This window comes from Pseudomonas sp. 5.2 (assembly GCF_059025405.1).
The window spans coordinates 205,367-228,397 of sequence record NZ_JBYBHH010000006.1 but is presented as its reverse complement, the minus strand read 5'-3'; the positions used below and the strand labels follow the sequence as shown (position 1 = coordinate 228,397).

Here is a 23,031-nt window from a genome sequence, read left to right as displayed (position 1 = left end):
TCAATCGCCGCTCAGGCGGCGTTCTTGTTCTGTTGCTTGCGCGCATAGGCCACGGCGGCCTCGCGTACCCAGGCACCGTCCTCGATGGCCTTGCGCCGGGTGGCGACACGTTCCAGGTTGCAGGGGCCGTTGCCCTTGATGACTTCGTAGAACTCGTCCCACTGGATGTCGCCGAAATCGTAGTGGCCGCGGGCTTCGTTCCACTTCAGGTGCGGGTCGGGCGCGGTGCAGCCGAGCAGCTCGAGCTGTGGCACGGTCTGGTCGATGAAGCGCTGGCGCAGCTCATCGTTGGTCTGGCGCTTGATCTTCCAGGCCATCGACTGGGCGCTGTTGGGGGAGTGCTCGTCACTGGGGCCAAACATCATCAACGACGGCCACCACAGGCGGTTGATGGCGTCCTGAACCATGTCCTTCTGAGCCTGGGTACCGTGGCGCATCATGGTCAGCAGCAGCTCGTAGCCCTGGCGCTGGTGGAAGCTCTCTTCCTTGCAGATGCGGATCATGGCGCGGGAGTAGGGGCCGTAGGAGGTGCGCTGCAGCACCACCTGGTTGACGATCGCAGCGCCATCGACCAGCCAGCCTACGGCGCCCATGTCGGCCCAGCTCAGGGTCGGGTAGTTGAAGATGCTCGAGTACTTGGCCTTGCCGCTGTGCAGCTTGGCGATCTCTTCGTCGCGGTCGGCGCCGAGGGTTTCCATGGCGCTGTACAGGTACAGGCCGTGGCCGGCTTCGTCCTGGATCTTGGCCATCAGTTGCAGCTTGCGTTTCAGGCTTGGGGCGCGGGTGACCCAGTTGCCTTCGGGCAGCATGCCGACGATTTCCGAGTGGGCGTGCTGGGAGATCTGCCGGATCAGCGTTTGGCGGTAGGCCTCGGGCATCCAGTTCTTGGCTTCGATCTTGATCTCGGCGTCGATCTTTTCCTGGAAGTCGCGCTCTTCGGGCGACATTTCGTCCAGGGACTTGACGCGTTTGACGCCGGTTTCGACTAGCTGTGCGTACATGTTCCGACTCCTGCTAAGGCATGAGTCATTTGTAAGCGATACAAAACATAACGTCAAACAGTTTTATGTGTATCGAATAAGATTTATGTATCGCTTTGCGGACCTTTCGCAGCACAAGGCTGCTCCTACAAGGGCGCGCACCACCTGTAGGAGTAGCCTTGCACTGCGAAAGGGCCGGCAAAAAAAAGCCCCGGACTGAGCCGGGGCCGTAAAAAGGCAGCTGATAAGTCAGCTGGCCAACCGTTTGTCGAACACGTGGCACGCCTTGCCTTCAGAACGCTTGAGCGTGCCGCAGGGCTGCAGTCGCACCTGGGTGCTGATACCGATGTAGGTCTTGATCTGCTTGGTCAGTTCACCGATCAGCAGCTTGCGCTGGCCCTCGTCCATCGCCTGGCATTCGCCACGCAGCTCCACGTGCACCTCAACACTGTCCAGGTTGCCATTGCGATACAGATGAATCTCGTACATCTCAGAAAGCTGTTTTATTTTGAGTACCTGCTCCTCAATCTGGGTCGGGAACACGTTGACCCCACGAATGATCAGCATGTCGTCACTGCGCCCAGTGATCTTGCCGATCCGTCGCATCGGCCGCGCGGTGCCCGGCAGCAGGCGGGTCAGGTCGCGGGTACGGTAGCGCACCATCGGCAGCGCCTCCTTGCTTAGCGAGGTAAATACCAGCTCGCCCAATTGCCCGTCCGGCAGCACCTCGCCGGTAACCGGGTCGATGATTTCGGGGTAGAAGTGGTCTTCCCAGATGGTCGGGCCATCCTTGGTTTCGATGCACTCCATTGCCACGCCGGGCCCCATGATTTCCGATAGGCCATAGATGTCGAGGGCCTGAATACCCAGGCGCTGCTCGATGGAGCGCCGCAGTTCGTCGGTCCAGGGCTCGGCACCGAAGATGCCCAGGCGCAGCTTGAGGTCGTGCGGGTCGATGCCCTGGCGCTCGATCTCGTCGGCCAGGTTGAGCATGTAAGACGGCGTGACCATGATGATGTCGGGCTGGAAGTCGCGGATCAGTTGCACCTGCTTCTCGGTCTGGCCACCGGACATGGGGATGACCGTACACCCCAGCCGTTCGGCACCGTAATGCGCGCCGAGCCCGCCAGTAAACAGGCCATAACCATACGAAACGTGCACTTTGTCGCCTTTGCGCCCCCCGCCGGCGCGGATCGAGCGGGCGACCACATTGGCCCAGGTGTCGATGTCGTTCTGGGTATAACCGACCACGGTCGGCTTGCCCGTTGTGCCGCTGGAGGCATGCAGGCGCACGACCTCTTCCTGGGGCACGGCAAACATGCCGTACGGGTAGTTGTCGCGCAGGTCGTTCTTGCCGGTGAAGGGGAACTTGGCCAGGTCGTCGAGCGACTTGAGGTCATCGGGGTGCGCGCCGCATTCGTCGAAGCGCTTGCGGTACAGCGGCACGTTGTCGTAGGCGTGTTTCAGGCTCCAGCGCAGGCGCTCAAGTTGGTGCTGGCGCAGGGCGTCGACGCTGGCGGTTTCCATAGGGTCAAGCAGGGCACGATCGGCATCATGGTACATGTTCATGGCTTCACTCGAATTGTTCTTGTACGCCGACCGGCGCGGGTTCGCAGCCGGGCGGTGAGTGTCATGGGCGCAGCATAACCGGCTGCGTTGTGTTCGGTAACAAGCCGTTGGTCAGAGGCGCTCGATGACCATGGCGATGCCTTGGCCAACGCCTATGCACATGGTGCACAGCGCGTAGCGTCCGGCGGTTTCTTCCAGTTCGTGCAGTGCGGTGGTGACCAGGCGCGCGCCACTCATGCCCAGCGGATGCCCCAGGGCAATGGCGCCGCCGTTCGGGTTGACCCGCTTGTCGTCGTCGGCCAGGCCCAGCTCGCGCAATACCGCCAGGCCTTGGGCAGCGAAGGCCTCGTTTAGCTCGATGACATCCATGTCGGCCAGCGAGAGCCCGGTGAGTTCGAGCACCTTGCGGGTAGCCGGCACCGGGCCGATGCCCATGATGCGCGGCTCGACCCCGGCCACAGCCATGCCGACAATGCGCCCGCGGGCTTTAAGGCCATGGCGCCGGGCCGCTGCGGTGCTCGCCAGCAGCAGTGCACAGGCACCGTCGTTGACGCCAGAGGCGTTGCCAGCGGTGACACTGCCACCCTCGCGGAACGGCGTGCCGAGCTTGGCCAGCTGCTCCAGCGTGGTGTCGCCACGCGGGTGTTCGTCGTGCTCGACGCGCTTGGCCGGGCCTTTGCGCTGAGGGATTTCGACCGGCACGATTTCCTGTGCCAGGCGGCCTCGGGCCTGGGCGGCAGCAGCCTTGTGCTGGCTGCGCAGGGCGAAGGCGTCCTGGTCTTCACGGGAGATACCGAAACGGGCAGCGACGTTCTCAGCCGTCTCAGGCATCGAGTCGGTGCCATGTTCGGCCTTCATCAACGGGTTGACGAAGCGCCAGCCGATGGTGGTGTCGAACAGTTCGGCGGCGCGGCCAAAGGCCTGCTCCGATTTGCCCATGACGAACGGCGCGCGCGACATCGACTCCACGCCGCCGGCCAGCATCAGCCCGGCTTCACCGCAGCGCAGGGCACGGGCCGCGTTGCCAATGGCGTCCATGCCAGAGCCGCACAAGCGGTTGAGGGTGGTGCCCGGCACCTCGATCGGCAGGCCCGCCAGCAGGCTGGCCATGCGGGCAACGTTACGGTTGTCCTCACCGGCCTGGTTGGCGCAACCGAGGATTACGTCGTCCACTGCCGCCCAATCCAACTCCGGGTGGCGGGCGATCAGGGCCTTGAGCGGGATGGCGGCCAGGTCGTCGGGGCGCACGCCACTCAAGGCGCCGGCGTAGCGGCCGATCGGCGTGCGCACGGCGTCGATGATCAGCGCATCGGCCAGGGTGTGTTCAGTCATCTTGTGTCTCCTGCGCGAGCACCGTGCCGCGTACTTTGTAGGATTTGCCATGGAACATCGCCACCAGCTCACCGCGCTGGTTCTCGATGCGAACGTCATACAGGCCGGTACGGCCTTTGCGGCTGACTTCGCTGGCCGTGGCGGTCAGCACGTCGTCGCGCAGCGCCGGCGCCAGGTAGTCGATGCTGCAACCCAGGGCCACGGTGGCCTGGTCGTAACTGTTGCAAGCGAAGGCGAAGGCCGAATCCGCCAGGGCGAACAGGAAGCCACCGTGGCAGGTGCCGTGGCCCTGGATCATGTCGGCGCGCACCGGCATGCGCAGGCGCGCCTGGCCAGGGCCGGCCTCGAGCAGGCTGATGCCCAGCCCTTGGGTGGCGTGATCGCGGGAAAACATGGCATCGGCACAGGCTTGTGCCAGCTCGATTTCAGTCATGCAGATTGCCTCCTTGGGCTTCGCAGCGGCGCAATAACAGGGAAGGGCGATAGCGGCTTTCGCCGTAGCTGCGCTGCAGGTTGTCGAGTACACGCAAGGTCTGGCTTATGCCGATGCGCGAGGCCCAGGCCAGCGGGCCGCAGGGGTAGTTCACGCCGGCGCGCATGGCCAGGTCGATATCGGCTGCCGAGCCAACACCTTGCAACACGGCATCGGCGGCTTCGTTGGCCAGCATCGCCACCGTACGCAGCACGACCAGGCCAGGCAGGTCGGCGACTGCGGTCACTTTCAGGCCGGCGCGGGTTAACAAGCCAACGGCCTGGTCGCGGGCATCACGGGTGGTGTCGGCAGACCAACTGATCGCCATGCGGGAAGCCGTGCTGTAGTCCAGGGCCAGATCGACCAGTACCAGGTTGCGCAGGCCTTCTTCGCGGGCACGCTGCGTGGCCAGGCGGCCGTCGGAAAGCGCCAACGTGGCATCACCGACCTGGATCACGCCACTGCCGGCGCGCTCGGTCACGGCGACGCCGCTGTCGCGCAAACGCTCGACCAAGGGCTGCATGACGCCCAGATGCCCCTCGATAACGCAGGACTCAACCTGCGCCGTGCTTTGCAGCGCTGTAGGTTGCGGGCGCTCGGCGCCTTCGGCGTAGCTATAGAAACCTTGGCCAGTTTTGCGGCCAAGGCGCCCGGCATCCACCAACTCCTTTTGCACGAGCGAAGGCTGGAAGCGGAAGTCGCCATAAAACGCCTCGAACACCGAACAGGTGACGGCATAGTTGACGTCATGGCCGATCAGGTCGGTGAGCTCGAAGGCCCCCATGCGAAAGCCGCCGGCGTCACGCAACAGCGCATCCAGGCTGGCGCAATCGGCTGCACCTTCCTGCAACAGGCGCAGGCTCTCGGCGTAGAACGGCCGGGCTACACGGTTGACAATAAAGCCCGGCGTTGAGCGGGCATGCACCGGCTGTTTACCCCAGGCTTTGGCGGTGTCGTAAAGGCAGGCAGCCACGGCTGGGTCGGTAGCCAACCCCGAAACGACCTCGACCAGGGCCATCAACGGTGCCGGGTTGAAGAAATGCATGCCCACCACTTGCTGTGGGCGCTTCAAGCCAGCGGCCAGGCTGGTGATCGAGAGTGACGAGGTGTTGCTGGCCAGGATGCAGTCGTCTGCGCACAGCGCTTCAAGCTCGTGCAACACGGCCTGCTTCACTGAAAGGTTTTCAACGATGGCTTCGATCACCAGGCGGGCATCGGCCAGGGTGTCGAGGGTGTCGACTGGGCACAGGCGGGCGACGATCGCTTCGCGCTCGCCCGCAGGCAGCTTGCCTTTTTCTACCAAGCGGGCGAGCTGACGATCGATACCCGCCACTGCCTGAGCGGCGGCGCCGGGGCGGTTGTCGTAGAGTTTGACCGGGTGGCCGGCTTGCGCGGCCACTTGGGCGATACCTGCGCCCATGGCGCCTGCACCGATCACGGCCACTTGGGTGTTGCGGTCGAGTGCGCTCATGCTCAACGCCCCTTGAACGCAGGCGTGCGCTTGTTCATGAAAGCGCTTACGCCTTCGCGGTAGTCCTCGCTGCGGCCAGCCAGGCGCTGCAGGTCGCGCTCCAGTTCCAGTTGCTGGTCGAACCCGTTATCGAAACTGGCATTCAGGCTGCGCTTGATCAGGGCCAGGCCGTAAGTGGGCTGCGTGGCGAGGTGGCGGGCGAGGGTGAGGGCCTCGTCGCGCAACGCGGCATCGTCGACCACGCGATGGATCAACCCCCATTGCTGGGCCTGTTCGGCCGTAAGGCGTTCGCCCAGCATCGCCAACGCCTTGGCCCGCGCCATGCCGACTAGCCGTGGTAGCAGCCAGGTGCCGCCAGAATCCGGCACCAGGCCGATCTTGCAGAAGGCCTGGATGAAGCTGGCCGAACGGGCGGCCAGCACCAGGTCACAGGCCAGCGGAATATTGGCCCCGGCGCCCGCAGCCACGCCGTTGACGGCGCAGATGACCGGCAGCGGCAAATCGCGCAGGGTGCGCACCAGTGGGTTGTAGAACTTATCGATGGACTCACCCAGGTCCGGCATGTCGGCGCCTGGCGCGACATTGCGATCAGACAGGTCCTGGCCTGCACAGAAGCCGCGGCCTTCGCCGGTCAACAGCAACACCCGTGCATCTTTGCTCTGGCGTACTTGCTTCAAGGCTTCGCGCACTTCCAGGTGCATGGGCGTGTTGAAACTGTTCAGCTGCTCCGGGCGGTTCAGCGACAGGAGGGCAACGCCGTCCTCGATGGAAAACAGGATGTGTTCGAACGTCATGGCAGACTCGCTTGGTCAGTCGAATGGGGAGGTGCTCAGCAGCCTTTGAACCGGGCCTGGCGTTTTTCCTGGAAGGCGCGAATACCCTCATTGCGGTCGGCGGTGCCGGCAAGCAGGGTGAACGCGTGGCGCTCGAAGCGCAGGCCACTGGCAAGGTCGGTATCGCCGGCCTTGAGCAAGGCTTCCTTGGCCAGGCGCACTGCCAGCGGCGCCTTGGCTGCGATAATGCGGGCCACTTGCACGGCCCGCTCCACGGCCAGTTCCGGCTGGGTGATTTCGCTGATCAGGCCGGCTTGCAAGGCGTGCTGGGCGCTGATGGCTTCACCGGTCAACACCATGTGCATGGCCAGCGGCTTGCCGACTGCGCGCAGCAGGCGCTGGGTGCCACCAGCGCCGGGGATGATGCCGAGGTTGATCTCCGGCTGGCCGAAACGCGCGTCGCTGCCCGCAATGACGATGTCGGCGCACATCATCAGCTCGCAACCGCCGCCCAGGGCGTAGCCGTTAACGGCGGCGATGAGCGGCTTGGAGAACTCGGCTATCCGTTGCCAACACGCAACGCGAGGGTCATTGAGTATGCCGACCAGGTCGCGCTCGGCCATCTCGCCAATGTCGGCGCCGGCGGCGAACGCCTTGCGGCTGCCGGTAATCACCACGGCATGGGTCTGATCATCACGCTCGGCGGCATCCAGCTCGCTGGCCAGCTCGGCCAGCAACGCTGTGCACAGGGCATTCAGCGCTTCTGGCCGTTGCAGGGTGATGAGCCGGACGCCGTGCTCCGGCGCTTGCGCATCGAGATAACGAGGCATATCGGGTTCCTCTGGCTGCTCGCACGGCACATCGATTGGCCGGCATTTCTTGGAATTGTTTGCAGGGACGTGGGCTGCACCACGTTCAGGTGCGGACAGTATATGCCTTATGCGATACACCAAAGCAACATCAAAAAGTGTTTCACGTATCTCTTTTTGGTGATTTCTGCGCGAAAGATGAGCTATTCAAAAAAGTGATTTAACGATTCATCCGCAGATAAATAGGGCTTTTTCTGCAAAAACAGGATGCAAATAAGGCTGACAACAAAGCGATACAGGCATTCGCACAATTGACGCGCAACATTTTTGTGATACAAGGATTCGTCACATTTCAAATCATTTCAGGAGCTTTGCCATGCCTTGCTACCGGCTAGACGGCCTGACCCCCGTGGTTCATCCAACTGCCTATGTGCACCCGAGCGCAGTGCTGATTGGCGATGTCATCGTTGGCCCGCGTTGCTACGTCGGCCCGCTGGCCTCACTCAGGGGCGACTTCGGCCGCATCGTGCTGGAGGAGGGCGCCAACCTGCAGGACACCTGCGTGATGCATGGCTTTCCGGGGGGCGACACGGTCATAGAACGCAATGGGCATGTCGGCCACGGCGCGGTGCTGCACGGGTGCCGCGTGGGCGAAGATGCCCTGGTAGGTATGAATGCCGTGGTAATGGATGGTGCCCATGTAGCCCCGCGCTGCATCGTTGCTGCCACGGCCTTCGTCAAGGCGGGGTTCGAATGCGCCGAACAAAGCCTGGTGGTGGGTAGCCCGGCACAGGTCAAGCGCCCGCTGACCGACCAGGAGCTGGCCTGGAAGCAGCGCGGCACAGCGGAGTATCAGCACCTGACGCAGCGCTGCATGACCGCGCTGGTCGAATGCCCACCGCTGACCGAAGCCGAGCAGGGTCGCCCGCGCATGGGTGACTCCGGCATCCGGCCCAAAGGCAAGGCGCCAGCATGAGCCTGTCCGTGTCACGCAATGGCCAGGCAACCCGCCGCGCAGGTATAGTCGGTGCTTTCCCCGCGCACAGTTCCTCCATGAGCACACTTGCCCCACTGAACAACCTGATCTCTCGTTTTCAGGAACAGACGCCGATCCGCGCCAGCTCGCTGATCATCACCCTGTACGGCGACGCTATCGAACCGCATGGTGGCACGGTGTGGTTGGGCAGCCTGATCAACCTGCTGGAGCCGATCGGCATCAACGAACGGCTGATCCGCACCTCGATCTTCCGCTTGACCAAGGAAGGTTGGCTGACCGCCGAAAAAGTTGGCCGACGCAGCTATTACAGCCTGACGGGCACTGGCCGTCGACGCTTCGAAAAAGCCTTCAAGCGCGTCTACAGCCCCAGCCAACCCGCATGGGATGGCGCCTGGACCCTGGTGCTGCTGTCACAACTGGAAGCCGGCAAGCGCAAAACCCTGCGTGAGGAGCTGGAATGGCAGGGCTTCGGGGTGATGGCGCCCAACGTGATGGGCTGCCCCCGTGCTGACCGCGCGGACTTGGCCGCAACCCTGCGCGAGCTGGAGGCCAGTGATGACAGCATCGTGTTTGAAACGCACACCCAGGAAGTGCTTGCTTCCAAGGCCATGCGCGCGCAAGTGCGCGAGAGTTGGCGTATCGACGAGTTGGGGCAGCAGTACAGTGAATTCATCCAGTTATTCAGGCCGCTGTGGCAGGGCCTTAAAGAGCAGCCGCAGCTCGATGCGCAGGATTGCTTCCTGGCACGCACGCTACTGATTCACGAGTACCGTCGGCTGCTGCTGCGCGACCCGCAACTGCCTGATGAGTTGCTGCCAGGTGATTGGGAGGGCAGGGCAGCACGGCAGCTGTGTCGCAACCTGTATCGGCTGGTGTTTGCCAAGGCCGAAGAGTGGTTGAACAGTGCGCTCGAAACGGCTGACGGCCCATTGCCTGACGTGAATGAAAGCTTCTACAAGCGCTTTGGTGGCCTTGCATAGGGATTTTTAAGGTTAACCTTGGTTAACCTTATTCAAGATAATGCTTACCAAGATGAGTATTATGCGTTTCTTATAAAATCTTTAAGTGTGCTATGGTTAACCTTAACTCAGTTAACGTTAACCATGGCGAGCCTTATGACGACTTATTTTCCAGTCGCTTGCGCCGATACCCTCAGTAAAATCGGCCTTTTGGTCAAGGCACGGCGCCTGGCACTCGGCCTGCGCCAAGCGGACCTTACCGCTGCCATCGGCGTCTCCGCGCATACCCTTCGCAAGATCGAAGGCGGCTCGGAGCTCGTCGACCTGCGTTCATTCATGCTGGTGTTGTGGCGCCTGGGTATCAGCGAAACCGTTTTCGCCTCGCTGGAAGGCATAGAGCAAACCTCCCAGATCACCCGGTTCAGTGATGACGATGATGCCCACCAGAGCCTGGCATCCCGCCGCGTGCGGCTGGCCAAACCCAAGCCTGAGGAGTTCTGATGTCCCGTGCCTACATCTATATGGAGCACCCCGAGACAGGTGAAGTCATCACCCTTGGCCGGCTGACCCTCAAAGGCAAGCTCGGTGAATTTCTTTATGCACCTGACCACGTCGCGCGCGGCGGCTGGGTCCCCGACCCAATCAATTACCCGCTACGCGCCGAGGCCTACACCGGCATCGCCAAGAACCGCGGCATACCCGGCTTCATCAATGACGCCATGCCCGATGGTTGGGGCGAGCGGCTGCTGCATCGGGCGTACGGCCAAGAACTCGGCCCCATCGACTTCCTGCTCAAGTCACCCAACAACGACCGCGTAGGCAACCTGATGGCAGGCGGCGCAACAACTCCCGCACCCGGCTTAGGCGATGGCGCAGTACCGACCTTGAAAGGCCTGGCCAAGTTCGTCGCTGCGTGCGAAGCGGTATACGACGGCCAGCTCGACGCTGAGTCGGTGGCCACCCTCAACGTGCGCCAACAGCGTTCGGCCCTGGGTGGTGCACGGCCAAAACGTACGCTGCAGGATAACGGCATGTTGATTCTGGCCAAGCCGCGTGATCGCTTCGACCATTACGACCTGCCCTCGATCGAATACGCCTGCATGACATTCGCCGCAGGGAAGGGCTTGAACGTGGCCAAGACCGCGCTGCATGCTGAAACCCCTTCGACGTTGCTGATCGAACGCTTCGACCGCACGCCCATTGCACAAGGTGCCCGACGTATCCCGATGCTCAGCGCGCTGACCTTGCTGGATTCGGAGTGGAACGGCGCGCACCATCGGGATTGGCGCTATGCCGCCGTGGCCGATGAAATGCGCCGCCGGGGTGTGCCCGATACCGACCTGCAGGCGCTGTTCAAGCGCATGTGCTACAACGCCCTGGTGGGCAACTCCGACGACCATCCACGCAACCATGCGGTGATCTGGGTTGACGGCGGGTGGCGCCTGTCGCCCATGTACGACGTGCTGCCCATGCTTGAAGAAGGCCCCGCACAGACCTTGGCCATGGCAGTTGGCCGGGAAGGCAGCCAGATTAGCCGCGCGAATATGCTCAGCCATCACGCGCACTTTGCCCTGACGCGGGAGCATGCAGAGCATCTGCTGGTGGAGGTGGCGGGGTGGGAGGACGAACTGAAGGCGTATTACGCGCAGGTGCTTGCCGGCAGCGACCTGGACATGGCGGTTGATGCGGTGAGCTCGGTTCGCATGCTCAGTTAAGAAGAAGGCGGAGGCGGGTGACACTGCTTTCAAATGACATGAATTCCCATTTATACTTGCATCTCATTTCCTCTCTGTTATCGCTACCGTGCAGGCAGATCCTCCAAAGCCATCCTTGCTCGCCACCCTGGTCCGTCACTACGACGACCTGGTCGATCATGTGCGCCGACGCTTCGGCGAGCGGGTGTTCGCGCGTGAAGTCGTTCACGACCTGTGCGTTCAGTTGCTGGAGGATGACGAGAAAGAAGGGGTGCGCAAGCCCCTGGCGCTGTTACGCAAGATCGCCCACGACAACGCCATCTCGCATTGCCGCCGCGAGCGTCGGCGCAGCAGCTTGATCGTCGCCGTGGCAGAACTGCCCGACGTCGCCTGCAGCGCAGCGCCTCAGGAGCGCCATGTCGACGCGGCGAAGACACTGGACAGGCTGATTGCGGCTATTTCCCGATTGCCGCCGCGTTGCCAGGCCGTGTTCATCATGCACAAGCTGCATGAGGTCCCCCAGGCTGAAGTCGCGCAGCGCCTGGGGATCTCGCTGAAAACCGTAGAAAAGCATTTGCGCGTCGGTATGATCGCTTGCCGTGAACATCTGCAATCCGAGGTGGCGCAGTGAGCCGTCCACGAAACAAAGACGATGCTGCAGTCGATGAGGCGCTGGCCGCGTGTCGCGAGACCTTGAAGCAGCGCTTCCCTTTACCCAGCTCGCCACCTGCCCGCAAGCCCCGCAAAGGCAGCAAGGTACTCCCGCTTGTATTGCTGGCCCTGGCCGCAGGTGTGGCGTGGAAGGATCCTGCGTACCGCAACGAACACTTTGTCACGCAGATGGGGCAGCGCCAGACGGTACAGCTGGCTGATGGCAGCAAGATCAAGCTGGATGGGGGCACTGAGGTACGCGTCAGCTGGCATTTGCGCACCCGGCAAGTGGCACTGGTGCGTGGCCAGGCCTTATTCGACATTTCACCCATGCAATATCGGCCGTTCTTGGTCGATGCAGGCAACGCCGACATACGCGTGGTCGGCACCCGATTCAACGTCAACACGTACGCGGGTGACGTGCGGGTTACCGTTGCGCAAGGCAAAGTGGCAGTCACAGGGCACGCGGCGGACCGTACCTCGCTGCTCATGCCTGGGCAGCAGGTGCTGGTGCAGCAGGGCATCCCCGGTGAGGTGGTTAAAGGCAATGCCGAAGACGCTAGCGCCTGGCAAGAAAGCCGCTGGGTTTTCGCCGGTACGCCACTGGCTGAGGTGGTTGCTGCACTGCAACGGTATTACGCCCAGCCGATCGAACTGACGGACCCTGATGTCGGCAAATTGCCGCTTTCAGGTGTTTTCAGCAGCGACAGCGTCGAAACGCTGTTGGCGTTACTGCCAGAGATTCTCCCGGTGAAGCTGAGCAGGGAAGGCGGGGTCGTACGCATTCAGCCCCACGCGGGAAAAAATAATTCTCCAACGAGGTAGGGTTGGGGCCGTTGCGAAGCGGCTAACTCTCTGCACCTCATCTCCTGGAGAATAACAAGTGAGTCAGCTCTTCCTGCGTACACCTTGGCACGTCTCGATTTTGACCAGCACCTTGATGGCCAGCCAGTGGTCATTCGCGCAAGCCATGGTGGTTGTCGATTTCAATATTCCTGCATCAACGCTGGAAAGCTCGCTGAATGCAGTAGCTCGCCAAACAGGTGCTCAAGTGCTTTTTTCCAGCGAGCTGACTGCGGGCAAGCAGGCGCCGAAGCTGCACGGACGTTACACAGTGGCGCAGGCGCTGGGCCAGGTGCTGGAGCAGAGTGGGCTGGTGGTCCAGGCGCGTGATGAGCGGACTTTCATCGTTTTACCATCAAACGAAGCAGCGTCAGGTAATACGCCGTCTACGACCGCCAGCACCATTGAACTGGCAGGCACGGAGATCACGTCCTCTCGGCTTTCCAGCGGCGTGGTACCGCAGGCACGCCAGGTCAATGTGATCGAACGCGAGCAACTGAAGCAATTGCGCCAGGGCTCTGATGGGCTGGCGACGCTGCTGGCCAAAAGCATCCCTGGGATGGCCGACTCCAGCCGTACCATCACCGATTACGGGCAAACGCTGCGCGGCCGCACGATGCTGGTCCTGGTCGACGGCGTGCCGCTGAACACCAACCGTGACTCATCGCGGAACTTGGCCAATATCGACCCGGCATTGATCGAGCGCATCGAAGTGATTCGCGGCAGTAGCGCTATCTACGGCGCCGGTGCGACGGGAGGGATCATCTCCATCACCACGCGGCCCGCCGGCGGCGAGCAAATGGCCGAGACCACGCTGACGGGCGTTTCTCCTTTGAGCCAAGTGGACAGCGATGGCCTGGGAGGGCAGTTGCAGCATCATGTTGCCGGCGCACAGGGTGCACTGGATTACGCGTTCGATTTCGGCGCACGCCATATAGGCGCCTCTTACGATGCCAAAGGGCACCGCATTGCGCCCGAGCCTAGCCAAGGTGACCTGTTCGATTCCAACACCTACAACATTGGCGGGAAATTGGGTTGGCGCATTGACGAGCTGCAACGTATTCAGCTGTCCCTCAGCCATTACAACGCCGAGCAAAACAGTGACTATACCGCCGACCCAGCGGTTAGCCGATTGCCGCCTGGTTCCGTACCCGCACAACCGTTGTCCGGGTTGTCACTCGACGAACAGAACCAGATCAAGAACACCTTGGTGAACCTTGAATACGGTCACTCGGAAGTGCTCGGCGGAACCTTCAATGCCCAGCTTTACTACCGCGACTATTTCACCCGCTTCACGCCCTTCGATGCCCGTGGCGTTGCCACACGTGGGCGCAATGTCGATCAAGTCATGCAGAACAGCGAAGTCGTTGGCAGTCGCATTACCTTGCGAACCCCGATCGGCGGGGCAGATACCGAACTGTTGTGGGGCGGCGACTTCAACCAGGAGCGCAGCGACATGCCGATCGATATCTTCGACCCGCAAGCGTTTGATGCGAGCGGCGGAACGGTATTCAATAAAATCGGCAAGTTGAGCTACATGCCTGACCTGACGTCACGCAGCGTAGGTGCGTTTGCACAGTTTCAGCACCGTTTCAACGAGCAGTGGTCAATGGAAGGCGGCATCCGTTATGAATATGCCACCGCCGAATACGGGGACTTCATTCCGCTGTCTGAATCAAGTGCCGCCAACCCCGCCACGGTGGAAGGCGGCACAGTGCATTACGATGCATTGCTGTCCAATATCAGCCTGACTTACTCGCCCGTCAGCGGCCAGGCGGTTTATGCCGCCTTCAGCCAAGGCTTCCAGTTACCTGATATTGGCGTGCAATTGCGTAACGCGCGCCGTGGTTTCGATATTGGCTCGTCCAACCTGGAGCCGGTCAAGACCAATAACTACGAACTCGGGTGGCGCGGCGAGCTGGGCGAGGAGACCCTGGCGTCGCTGGCTGTTTTCTACACCACATCAAAACTGGGTGATGTTCAGAGCTTCAACAATGGCCTGATCCTGACCCGCACTCAGGAGCGCATCTATGGCGTTGAAGGCAGCGCTGACTGGTTGACCAGCGACGAGCATTGGGGGGCAGGGGGGAGCTTCACTTGGATGAAAGGGCGCGAGCAACCAGACGGTGGCGATTGGCAAGACATGACAGGCTATCGCATTCCACCTGTGAAACTGACAGCGTATCTTCAATACAAGCCAGACGAGGATTGGAGCCATCGCGTGCAGGCGACTTACTTCGGTGCAGAGGATTACCGCCTCAAAGGCGTCGAAAGCTTTGGCAGACGCAGGGTAGATGGCTACACCACGGTGGATATCATCAGCCAATACCAGCTGAGTGAGCATGATCAGATCAGCGTGGGCGTCCAGAACTTGTTCAATCGTTATTACTATCCGCTGTACAGTCAACTGATGCGCAACAGTAACAACACCAGCCATTTGCCTGCGCCAGGCACCGTTTTGACGGCGACTTATACCCACCAGTGGTGATCGGCAGGGGCTCATTAGGCTGGTTTAAACATAACTACACTAAATGAATATTTAGCGTAGTTATGTCACGAAGTTGCGAACATCAAGCTGCCGTCGCTTGCCTGAAAGGAGCAGGCGACGGGCTTTGCAGGCCTTGCAGCCAATCACAATACAGACTTACCCCTTGTTCGACCGTCAATGTTGCCGTCTTGTAACCTGCATCGCGTAAGCGCTCCAGGTCTGCACAGGTGTAACACTGGTATTTGCCGCGCAAATGTTCAGGAAATTCACTGTATTCCAGTATGCCTTCCAGCAAGGCTACCTCCAGGGACAATGGGGGTTGGCCTTGGTATTTGCGTAATCGGTTGATTACTGCCAGTGCAACATCATTGAACGACTGGGCGCGTCCGCTACCCACATTGAAAGTGCCGCTCAGTTGCGGGTGATCAAGGAAGAATAAATTGACCCTGACCACATCATCCACCGAGACGAAATCACGCAAATGGCTACCGCTGGGGTAACCGCCGTAGCTGCCGAATAGGCTGACTTTGCCGCGGGCCTGGTACTGGTTGAAACAGTGCAGGGCCACCGATGCCATCGCGCCTTTATGCTGCTCATGGGGCCCGTAAACGTTGAAATAGCGCAATCCAACGACCTGACTGCGCGAAGCTGACAACTGCCGGCGCACATGCTGATCGAACAGGAATTTGGAATAGCCGTAGACGTTCAACGGGCGCTCACAATCGCGCTGTTCACGGAAGTCCTGGCCAGCACCGTAGACTGCTGCCGATGAGGCGTACAGGAACGGAACCTGTTGCGCCTGGGCAATCTCCAGCAAGTCCCGGCTGTAGCGATAATTGTTGTCCATCATGAAACGGCCGTCGGCTTCGACGGTACTGGAACATGCGCCTTGGTGCAGCACCGCGCGTACGTTGCCAAATTGTCCGCGCCGAAACCGGTCCAGGAAGTCATCCTTGTCCAGGTAGTCAGCGATGTCACTGTCAGCCAGGTTGCGGAATTTGTCGCCCGCGGTCAGGTCGTCGACGGCGATGATCTCGGTTTGGTTACGTTGGTTGAGCGCCTGTACGAGGTTGCTACCGATGAATCCCGCGGCGCCGGTTACGATGATGGTCATGCCAGATCCCCATAAGGGTGCGGAGATCGGATTTTAGTGGAGGGAATATGCAGGGATGTTAACCAGGGTCAAAGGATGGGATGGTTGGGTGGGTTGCTGGCGTGGTACTGGTTTTGAATCTGGATAACCACGGGCGTGTGGGTTTATACGAGCGTGCGCATAATGCATATTATGTTAAATTAAGTATTATGAGGAGGTGCTCATGTGTCCGTTTCCACTGCCACTCTCGCGACTTCAGATGTCACCGTCGCGTTTTGCGGACACTTACACCCCCTACAGCCCTGGAGCCCACTATTTATAAGGCCTCCAGCGCTTCGGCATTGCTCAAGCCGGTAGTCAATCCTACGAAATATGGACACTGTCGCTCCTGTGCGTTCTCCCTAACCCCCTGATTTTACTAGGCATCCAAACAAAACGAGCGTTGGAACCATTGCTCTCATTTTTTCCGCTATCTGGACACTCTTGACCTACTCAGCGCGTGTGACTTCAACCCTGCAGACGAGGAAATTCGTGCCTTCTAGCGTTTTTTGCAGCTAATGCGGATACTTTCCGTAGCGCGCATCGAGTTGCATAATCTGGACACTTCCCGACATCTCGAGCGGTACTGGCATCTGTACGCTATTCCCGCCAATGCGATCGCGCACTTGCTCGACCATCTCAAAGCTAGGCGAATCAAGGTCTGCAGCCGTCCTGCCCAGCAAAGGCTTGCACTGCGGTGTTTTCGAAGTCCCTAGTGCTCAAAATCATTCCTACCGTTCTTTGTGCGTGAATCCGACGATAATCTGGACACTTTCCAAGAGCCCGGCGAGGGCTCATGAAGACTTGCCGCCGGTTTTCTTGACTTCAGGGCGTTTTGCAATCAATGCGGACATTTTCCGAACGCGGAAAAAGTAGCTTTAATGTGGATACTTTCCTTCAGTCGACGCCTTTGTTCTTTAACTGTCAATATACAGTCAAATACTCAGCCATTTTGGTTCGCGATAAAGGTATTTTGAAATATGGCCTGACAGACCGTCTGTCCGTATTTACGGAGTGGAAGTATCATTTCAGCAAGAAAAATGGCAATTCATGGCATATATCAGTAATCGCAGAAGTCCTTTCGACACCTGCCCACTAAAAAGGCAGCGATCAAACTCTCTTAGCCCGCTATAAACAATATGTCAAGTCTCGCTCAGAAATTTGCGGATGAATGGGCATGGTGTCGTTGAGGTTGCGACTGGGCTAACTTGGGGATACCATCCACAGATCCCATTAACTCGGCCAGGCGATTGAGATGTCGGCAGAGGAAGCTAAAAACTTCCTAAAACAGCCAGATTAGGAAGTATCCAATCGCTAGATAAGGCCAACTATTTTCGGTAAGTTAGATGACCTGCACTCCCCGGCCAATCTTTGAGTCTCACGGTGACTTTATAGATCAAGATTTCACCCTGGGCCGGCCATCAATGATCTGCGCCGAGCAGTATCTGGAGCGCTTCGCACCGGAACTCAACGCCATCCCAGGCTTCCTGGTCGCACGCGGCTATCTAAGGTGCTATGCAGAGAACGCGCTCACGTACAGCACCTACCGTGGACACGTTGAACGCCTGCTTCTGTGGTCACTGATCATCCGTGAGAAACCAGTTACTGAACTGAAAAGGCTTGATGCGGAAGCATTTCTGGAGTTCTGCAAAAACCCTCCTGCCTGTTGGATTGGCCCCGTTATCCGCAATCGTTTTGTCCCCAAACAAGATGATGCTTTGGACTCGGACTCGGAACTGGTTCCTAATCCCAAGTGGAAACCTTTTACCCAGCGCGTGCTTAAACAAAGTAGGACGCTTTTTGAGGAGGCTGATGTGTTTCAGGCTGCAGATTATCACTCTTCGAAAGGCAGCATGAGCAACGTATTCAAGGTTGCAAATGGATTTTTCGAGTATTTGGTCGAAGAAGAGCTTGCCAGTTCCAATCCGTTTCGCAAGGTCACAAAAAAAGGACAGTACAGTTCATCGCAGCAGGAATCCAACTCTTCCCGCGCCCTAACCCCTTTGCAATGGGACTACGTAATTGATACAGCAGAAGCGATGGCGGCGGCTAAGCCCGAAAAGCATGAGCGCACTCTTTTCATTCTCCTTACGATGTTCAGCATGTATCTACGCATATCGGACATAGTTGGGCGCTCCAACTGGCAGCCCACCATGGGTGATTTTCGTCTCGATGCCGATGGAAACTGGTGGTTCCACGTGGTGGGTAAAGGAAACAAGTCCGGCAAAATTGCAGTGCGTGATGAGTACGTGGAAAAGTACCTAAAACGCTATCGCACATTCATTGGACTGAGCCCATTGCCGAGCTACCAGGAGAAAACGCCCCTTCTTAAAACGTTGAGTGGGCGCGCAGGCCTTTCTGACCGGCAAGTACGCTCCCTCCTCCAAGCCGTTTTCGATAACGCGCTGGTACGGATGCGTGATGAAGGACGTGAGCCTTACGAAATGGATAACCTACGGGTGGCATCCTCTCATTGGCTTCGTCATACTTCGGCTACATTCGACGCGCCATTCAGAAACGCCAAGGATCTTCAGTACGACCTGCGTCACTCGAACCTGGCAACCACCCAGAACACCTATTATCACTCGCATGACCAAGAGCGGGCTCTGTCGGTGAAACGATTAGGGACGCGGGACAGAGGCTGACGCCAGGTCGGCCATGCCGGTGGAGTACTAATGTTCTCTAAGGTGTATAGCACGCTTTTTTTGAAGGACTTTTCGTTACAGATGCTTGAAGAGAGCCCGGCAAGGGGCTACATGCAGCCTAATACCGCGCGTGCGGATGTTAAGAGGGATGCGGAGCGGTTGAGCCCTATGCTGGATGACGCTTTAACTAAACATCGCGCATGCGCCAAATTCAAAAAAATTCGGGCCTGCCCCTAACGCCCCCCAGTGAGCGAATCCGGGATATGCATATGTCGATGCTAAAAGCCCTCAATCAACTCCGCGGGCGATTGACCATCTCCATTGAGCATCAGACAGGATTTGGCCTCGGCCAGGCCGGCATCAATCCTCGGCAGCCGGTGTCTACGAGCACCGAAGGTGCAATTGACACGAGATAATCTACGGCAAGGCCCTCGGCTGTGAACTTCAGAGCAGCCCGCAGCAAAGGCCAGAATCTAGAAGCTAACCTTCGGCAGCCTGATCATTCGGCTAGGTAGTGTGTCTGCTCTACTTTCGACTGCTTCCCAAATACCCTATGCTGGCCTTTTGATTTCGCGCATGGGGCCTATGCGCTCCTGAAAGGAGCAAATATGGGCAAGCAGCTCGCAGCAGCCTCGCATGTTGAGGGAATTGATTTCGACACCCCTCTCCTACCCGAATCTGCTCTCGGCGCCGATCAGCTATCCCGAGTCGGGTTTGCTGAAATCGCTACTTCCTCGCTTCGTAAAGTGCCTTCGACGTCGGGCTTCGTGCTATCAATCGAAGGCCCATGGGGAAGCGGAAAAAGCTCAGTTCTCGCGATGATTCAGGCACTTCTCAACCGTGAGGACAAGAAGCGTCAGCCAGTGATTGTGCATTTCAACCCCTGGCTGGTTGGCGACAAGGATGCCCTGCTCCGCCAGTTTCTCGCCAGCATAGCTAAGGCCGTTAAATTGGGCGATCACAGCAAGGATGGCCGGAAGGTAGCCAAAGAGCTCAAAGCTTACTCAAAGGTTTTTGATGTCCTAAAACTCATACCAGGCGTGGAGCCGTGGGCGTCCCTGGTTAAGTCGGTAATGGATGCGGCAGGCGATGCCAGTGAAGCCGTTGCAGAGTACAAATCGCCTGACCTTGAGGAGCAAAAGGAGCGAGTTGAGGCGGCGCTTAGGAGCTTTGATCGCCCTGTCATAGTTTTCATCGATGATGTCGACCGTCTTTTCCCTGCTGAAGTATTTGAGATGATCAGAATCATCAAAGCAGTCGGGGGACTGCCAAGGGTCGGATATGTCGTGGCTTGGGATTCCGCGTACGTTACTGCAGCTCTCTCAAGCGTTAAGGTTCCTCAGTCGAGCTCGTACCTGGACAAGATCGTTCAAGTCAGGATGCCGCTGCCAAACCTATCCTTGAGCGCCCGGTCAAAGCTGTTTGACTCGGCTGTCGGGAGTCTTGATCCGAAGGCGATCCAAACGTACTTCGAGGGGCAAACCAAGCGGCTGGGCTTCCTGTATCAACTGGGGTTACGGGACTTGTTGGAGCAGCCCCGAGATCTTGCCCGGGTATTCAATGCTGTGCGAATGATTGAGCCCCTTCTACGGGGTGAGATTGTGTTTGCTGACATCCTTGGGCTAGCTGCGTTGTCGGTGAAAGCCCCGCAGGTGTATGAGCTGTTGAGGATTAAGCCACAGCTGTTCGTGGGGCGTCTGCCAAGTGAGATTGGGCCTGGTGATTCTACAAAGCTTGTCGCTGACGGCTCAGCTGAGCGAGCAACTGCATATGCACACGGACGCACTGACGCAATTCGTAAAGTCGTTCATTTCCTGTTTCCTGAGGTGGCAGCGGCAGAAGAAGGCTTCTCAATGGGCGACGGTAAGTACACTGATGGAGTGATTTCAGATCCTTCACGGCTGCTCGTCGCGCTGCAGTTGGGCATAACAGATGGTGATGTGAGCATCAAGACAGCTCGACAGTATCTAGAAAATCCCGCCCAGCGGGAGAACATAGTTGCTTCTCTCACTCCTGACGTGTGCCATGAATTTATGGACATGCTCGGCCAAATCGGTTCCTCTTTGCCGAGCGATCAACTCGACGATATTTCAAGCGTTTGTGTATCGCTCGCTCGGCTTGTTGATTCTTCCGTTTTTGTAAAGCGTGGAAGACACCGTGATGGGGTCTTTGGAATGAGCCCTGACGACCTCGCCTTGCGACAGATTAAGCTGCTTACAGCTTCCTTTGACTCCATGAGCGCCTCAGCAATCTACACCCAAGTGGCTATTGACCCATACGCACTGAGCTGCGCGGCCGAGTTGCTTCGAGTGAGCTACGTACCGAATCAAAGGAGGTACGACAGCGATCTTTTGCTTGAACAGGACAACAAGGACGCTGTGATACAAGCCTTTGCTCAAAACGTGCTGAACGCGACAGAGGAGAAGCGATTTTTTGAGGTCAACCTTCCAAGTCGTGTTCTCTGGACACTTGCGCGCCTTGATTCTCAAGCATGCAGGAAAATCTTCCGTATCGTGGAAGCGTCCGAAAAGTCTCTTGATCAGTTCGCTCTCCACTTCCTACGTAACAGTTGGGATTCGAGCAACGGCCAAGCCTACGCCCTGCCAAGTGATGAGGGAGTGACCAAAGCATTTTGCCCACTGAAGACCCTGCGTCAGCATGCTTCCAAGCGACTCGCAGATGAAACCCTGGCCTATCCAGCGCGTGCAGCATGGCAATCGGTGCTAGACGGCAAGCCCCTTTATGGCGTGGACGGCACCGACGCAAGCAGATGATTAACTGGGGTTCCTCTCTAGGAAAACCATTACGTTTCGGCGGTTGCGGAATGATGTTAAATTGCCAGTCTTGCTACGAGGAATGCCCGAGGAGTGCTTCGTGAGGAATGGTTTGCTGGTTTCTTGTATGGCTCTTTCCCTTACGGGATGTGGAGATGGTGGCGAAGCCTACAGAAAGCAGGCGGAGAGCCTTCGCGGGGACGTCAGTTCTCTGCAAGCACAGGTTGCAGCTGCGAAAACCAGGATCACCCAGCTCGAACAGGAAAATAAGGCTCTCAAAGAGACACCGGCAGTGTTCTTAGCCCAGGTAAGAAAGGCTGTGGATGCCGGGGACGAGACAACCGCGAAAGCAGCCTTGGCATCGTTAACCTCCCGCTACGCCGACTCCGCTGAAGCTGCGATCGGAAATGGCCTTTTGCAAAAAATGGTCAAGGATCGCGAAGCTAAGGAACAAGAGGAGCGCCGACTGGCGGCTCTTGGGATGAAAGCGATCCCGGTCAAAGGCTCGTTCACCGCGGACGACAGCGCCGTCTCGCTTCAGTCTGCTCAATTGGCCGGCCAATGGAGCTTCAACGACCACGGTGACGAGTATGAGTACCGATCAGCTGAGCGCGGCTCTCGGTACATCACTGCGAAGGTGACCTACTCATCCAAGAGCAAAGATCCCCGCCTGGCCCCTCTGATCGTTTACGCATCAAACGGTGGTGAGCTTAAGCGGCTGGGTGTCATGGGCTTTGAGTTCGTTAGCTGGAGCAGCTATGCGACCTTCCTGGGTAACTACCACGACGACGCTAACGACTTTGCTCACAAGGCAAGCATCCGTTTCTCCATGGGGCTTCAAGTTCCGAACGAAGCGATCACTAAGCCGCTGTACATCGTAGCCTCCTCCTCAGGTTGCGCTGACCGTAGCTCGGATCGATTCGGAAGACCGCCGGTGAGCTACGCGACCTACAGCTGTGACCAAGCTGCTCCCGCTGTGCTCCGGGCTAGTGATTTCAAAGAAGGCCGGTTCGGCATCGTTAAGCGCATCGATTGATTCTGAGATAGGACTCTCACTCCATGAAAAAGGTTTTAATCGCAGCGGGCATCGCCCTCCTCTGTTTGGTCGTTTACACCCAGATCACTATCTTCGCAGTACCGCCTATTGGAGCGGTACCCGAAGGGCGGACAGTCATCATGCTTCGCCTCAACAAGACGAATTTCATCGATAGCGCTGATGCGATGTGCGTTCGTATCCAGGGCTATGTGAACTTGCTTTGCCGTGGCATGACGATGGGAGCTGTGGTGAACGCTACCACCATCATTGCGCGTCTGCCCTACTCCGAAACCATCTACAAGATCAGTACTGGTGGTAACACCTACGATCGGTAACCTCGCGGATGTCAGGCTCAGTTTTTAGCCTGATTACCCGCGCGGTTCTGAGCCGTTGTCCATTGTCAGCA

General features: G+C 58.7%; 19 protein-coding genes. 11 read left to right on the top strand and 8 right to left on the bottom strand.

Annotated elements, in window-relative coordinates:
* Positions 1-11: 11 nt before the first annotated feature.
* The 7 genes from paaA to paaF form a co-directional block, all read right to left on the bottom strand.
* Positions 12-1,001 carry a 1,2-phenylacetyl-CoA epoxidase subunit PaaA gene (gene paaA, locus AC5PZ0_RS11945; protein WP_099429341.1) on the bottom strand — a complete coding sequence of 330 codons (990 nt, stop codon included), beginning with the start codon at positions 999-1,001 and terminating at the stop codon, positions 12-14.
* A gap of 228 nt (positions 1,002-1,229) precedes the next feature.
* Complete coding sequence (gene paaK, locus AC5PZ0_RS11940) at positions 1,230-2,549, bottom strand: phenylacetate--CoA ligase PaaK (protein ID WP_027593245.1); 1,320 nt, start codon at positions 2,547-2,549, stop codon at positions 1,230-1,232.
* 111 nt (positions 2,550-2,660) lie between these two features.
* Positions 2,661-3,881, bottom strand: a complete 1,221-nt coding sequence (gene pcaF / locus AC5PZ0_RS11935) for a 3-oxoadipyl-CoA thiolase (protein ID WP_265967559.1) — start codon at positions 3,879-3,881, stop codon at positions 2,661-2,663.
* Positions 3,874-4,314 (bottom strand): hydroxyphenylacetyl-CoA thioesterase PaaI, encoded by a 441-nt coding sequence (paaI, locus tag AC5PZ0_RS11930; RefSeq protein WP_027593247.1) that lies wholly within the window; start codon positions 4,312-4,314, stop codon positions 3,874-3,876. The genes pcaF and paaI overlap by 8 nt, the downstream gene beginning before the upstream one ends.
* A complete protein-coding gene (gene paaH, locus AC5PZ0_RS11925) occupies positions 4,307-5,824 on the bottom strand; it encodes a 3-hydroxyacyl-CoA dehydrogenase PaaH (protein ID WP_493855025.1) in 1,518 nt (505 codons plus the stop codon). Before paaH ends, paaI begins: the two co-directional genes overlap by 8 nt.
* Positions 5,825-5,826: 2 nt before the next feature.
* Positions 5,827-6,618, bottom strand: coding sequence for a 2-(1,2-epoxy-1,2-dihydrophenyl)acetyl-CoA isomerase PaaG (gene paaG / locus AC5PZ0_RS11920; RefSeq protein ID WP_027593249.1), 792 nt, complete (start codon positions 6,616-6,618; stop codon positions 5,827-5,829).
* A 35-nt stretch (positions 6,619-6,653) separates the two neighbouring features.
* Positions 6,654-7,427, bottom strand: coding sequence for a 2,3-dehydroadipyl-CoA hydratase PaaF (gene paaF, locus AC5PZ0_RS11915; protein WP_493855024.1), 774 nt, complete (start codon positions 7,425-7,427; stop codon positions 6,654-6,656).
* A gap of 355 nt (positions 7,428-7,782) precedes the next feature.
* Between paaF and paaY the strand changes: the two genes are divergently transcribed.
* From paaY to AC5PZ0_RS11880, 7 genes are all read left to right on the top strand, one after another.
* Entirely contained in the window at positions 7,783-8,382 is a 600-nt protein-coding gene (gene paaY, locus AC5PZ0_RS11910) for a phenylacetic acid degradation protein PaaY (RefSeq protein ID WP_099429337.1), read from the top strand.
* Between the two features lie 77 nt (positions 8,383-8,459).
* Complete coding sequence (gene paaX / locus AC5PZ0_RS11905) at positions 8,460-9,383, top strand: phenylacetic acid degradation operon negative regulatory protein PaaX (protein WP_493855023.1); 924 nt, start codon at positions 8,460-8,462, stop codon at positions 9,381-9,383.
* Positions 9,384-9,518: 135 nt separating this feature from the next.
* The gene (locus tag AC5PZ0_RS11900) at positions 9,519-9,863 is read left to right on the top strand and encodes a helix-turn-helix domain-containing protein (protein WP_099454146.1); all 345 of its coding nucleotides are present in this window, start codon (positions 9,519-9,521) and stop codon (positions 9,861-9,863) included.
* Positions 9,863-11,077: a type II toxin-antitoxin system HipA family toxin gene (locus AC5PZ0_RS11895; RefSeq protein WP_493855022.1), complete on the top strand. Its 1,215-nt coding sequence runs from the start codon at positions 9,863-9,865 to the stop codon at positions 11,075-11,077. The genes AC5PZ0_RS11900 and AC5PZ0_RS11895 overlap by 1 nt, the downstream gene beginning before the upstream one ends.
* A gap of 88 nt (positions 11,078-11,165) precedes the next feature.
* Complete coding sequence (locus tag AC5PZ0_RS11890; protein WP_033694012.1) at positions 11,166-11,687, top strand: RNA polymerase sigma factor; 522 nt, start codon at positions 11,166-11,168, stop codon at positions 11,685-11,687.
* Entirely contained in the window at positions 11,684-12,532 is an 849-nt protein-coding gene (locus AC5PZ0_RS11885) for a FecR family protein (RefSeq protein WP_493855021.1), read from the top strand. Before AC5PZ0_RS11890 ends, AC5PZ0_RS11885 begins: the two co-directional genes overlap by 4 nt.
* Before the next feature lie 115 nt (positions 12,533-12,647).
* Positions 12,648-15,038, top strand: coding sequence for a TonB-dependent receptor (locus AC5PZ0_RS11880; protein ID WP_493855084.1), 2,391 nt, complete (start codon positions 12,648-12,650; stop codon positions 15,036-15,038).
* 82 nt (positions 15,039-15,120) lie between these two features.
* Here the strand turns inward: AC5PZ0_RS11880 and rfaD are convergent, their stop codons facing one another.
* Positions 15,121-16,152 carry an ADP-glyceromanno-heptose 6-epimerase gene (rfaD, locus tag AC5PZ0_RS11875; RefSeq protein WP_493855020.1) on the bottom strand — a complete coding sequence of 344 codons (1,032 nt, stop codon included), beginning with the start codon at positions 16,150-16,152 and terminating at the stop codon, positions 15,121-15,123.
* 1,364 nt (positions 16,153-17,516) lie between these two features.
* On the opposite strand from rfaD, the gene AC5PZ0_RS11870 reads away from it, so the two are divergent.
* The 4 genes from AC5PZ0_RS11870 to AC5PZ0_RS11855 all read left to right on the top strand — a co-directional run bounded on the left by AC5PZ0_RS11870 (position 17,517) and on the right by AC5PZ0_RS11855 (position 22,960).
* Positions 17,517-18,815 (top strand): tyrosine-type recombinase/integrase, encoded by a 1,299-nt coding sequence (locus AC5PZ0_RS11870; protein WP_493855019.1) that lies wholly within the window; start codon positions 17,517-17,519, stop codon positions 18,813-18,815.
* Positions 18,816-19,423: 608 nt separating this feature from the next.
* Positions 19,424-21,589: a KAP family P-loop NTPase fold protein gene (locus AC5PZ0_RS11865; protein ID WP_493855018.1), complete on the top strand. Its 2,166-nt coding sequence runs from the start codon at positions 19,424-19,426 to the stop codon at positions 21,587-21,589.
* A gap of 100 nt (positions 21,590-21,689) precedes the next feature.
* A complete protein-coding gene (locus AC5PZ0_RS11860; protein ID WP_493855017.1) occupies positions 21,690-22,625 on the top strand; it encodes a hypothetical protein in 936 nt (311 codons plus the stop codon).
* Positions 22,626-22,648: 23 nt separating this feature from the next.
* Positions 22,649-22,960, top strand: a complete 312-nt coding sequence (locus AC5PZ0_RS11855; protein WP_493855016.1) for a hypothetical protein — start codon at positions 22,649-22,651, stop codon at positions 22,958-22,960.
* Positions 22,961-23,031: the final 71 nt, after the last annotated feature.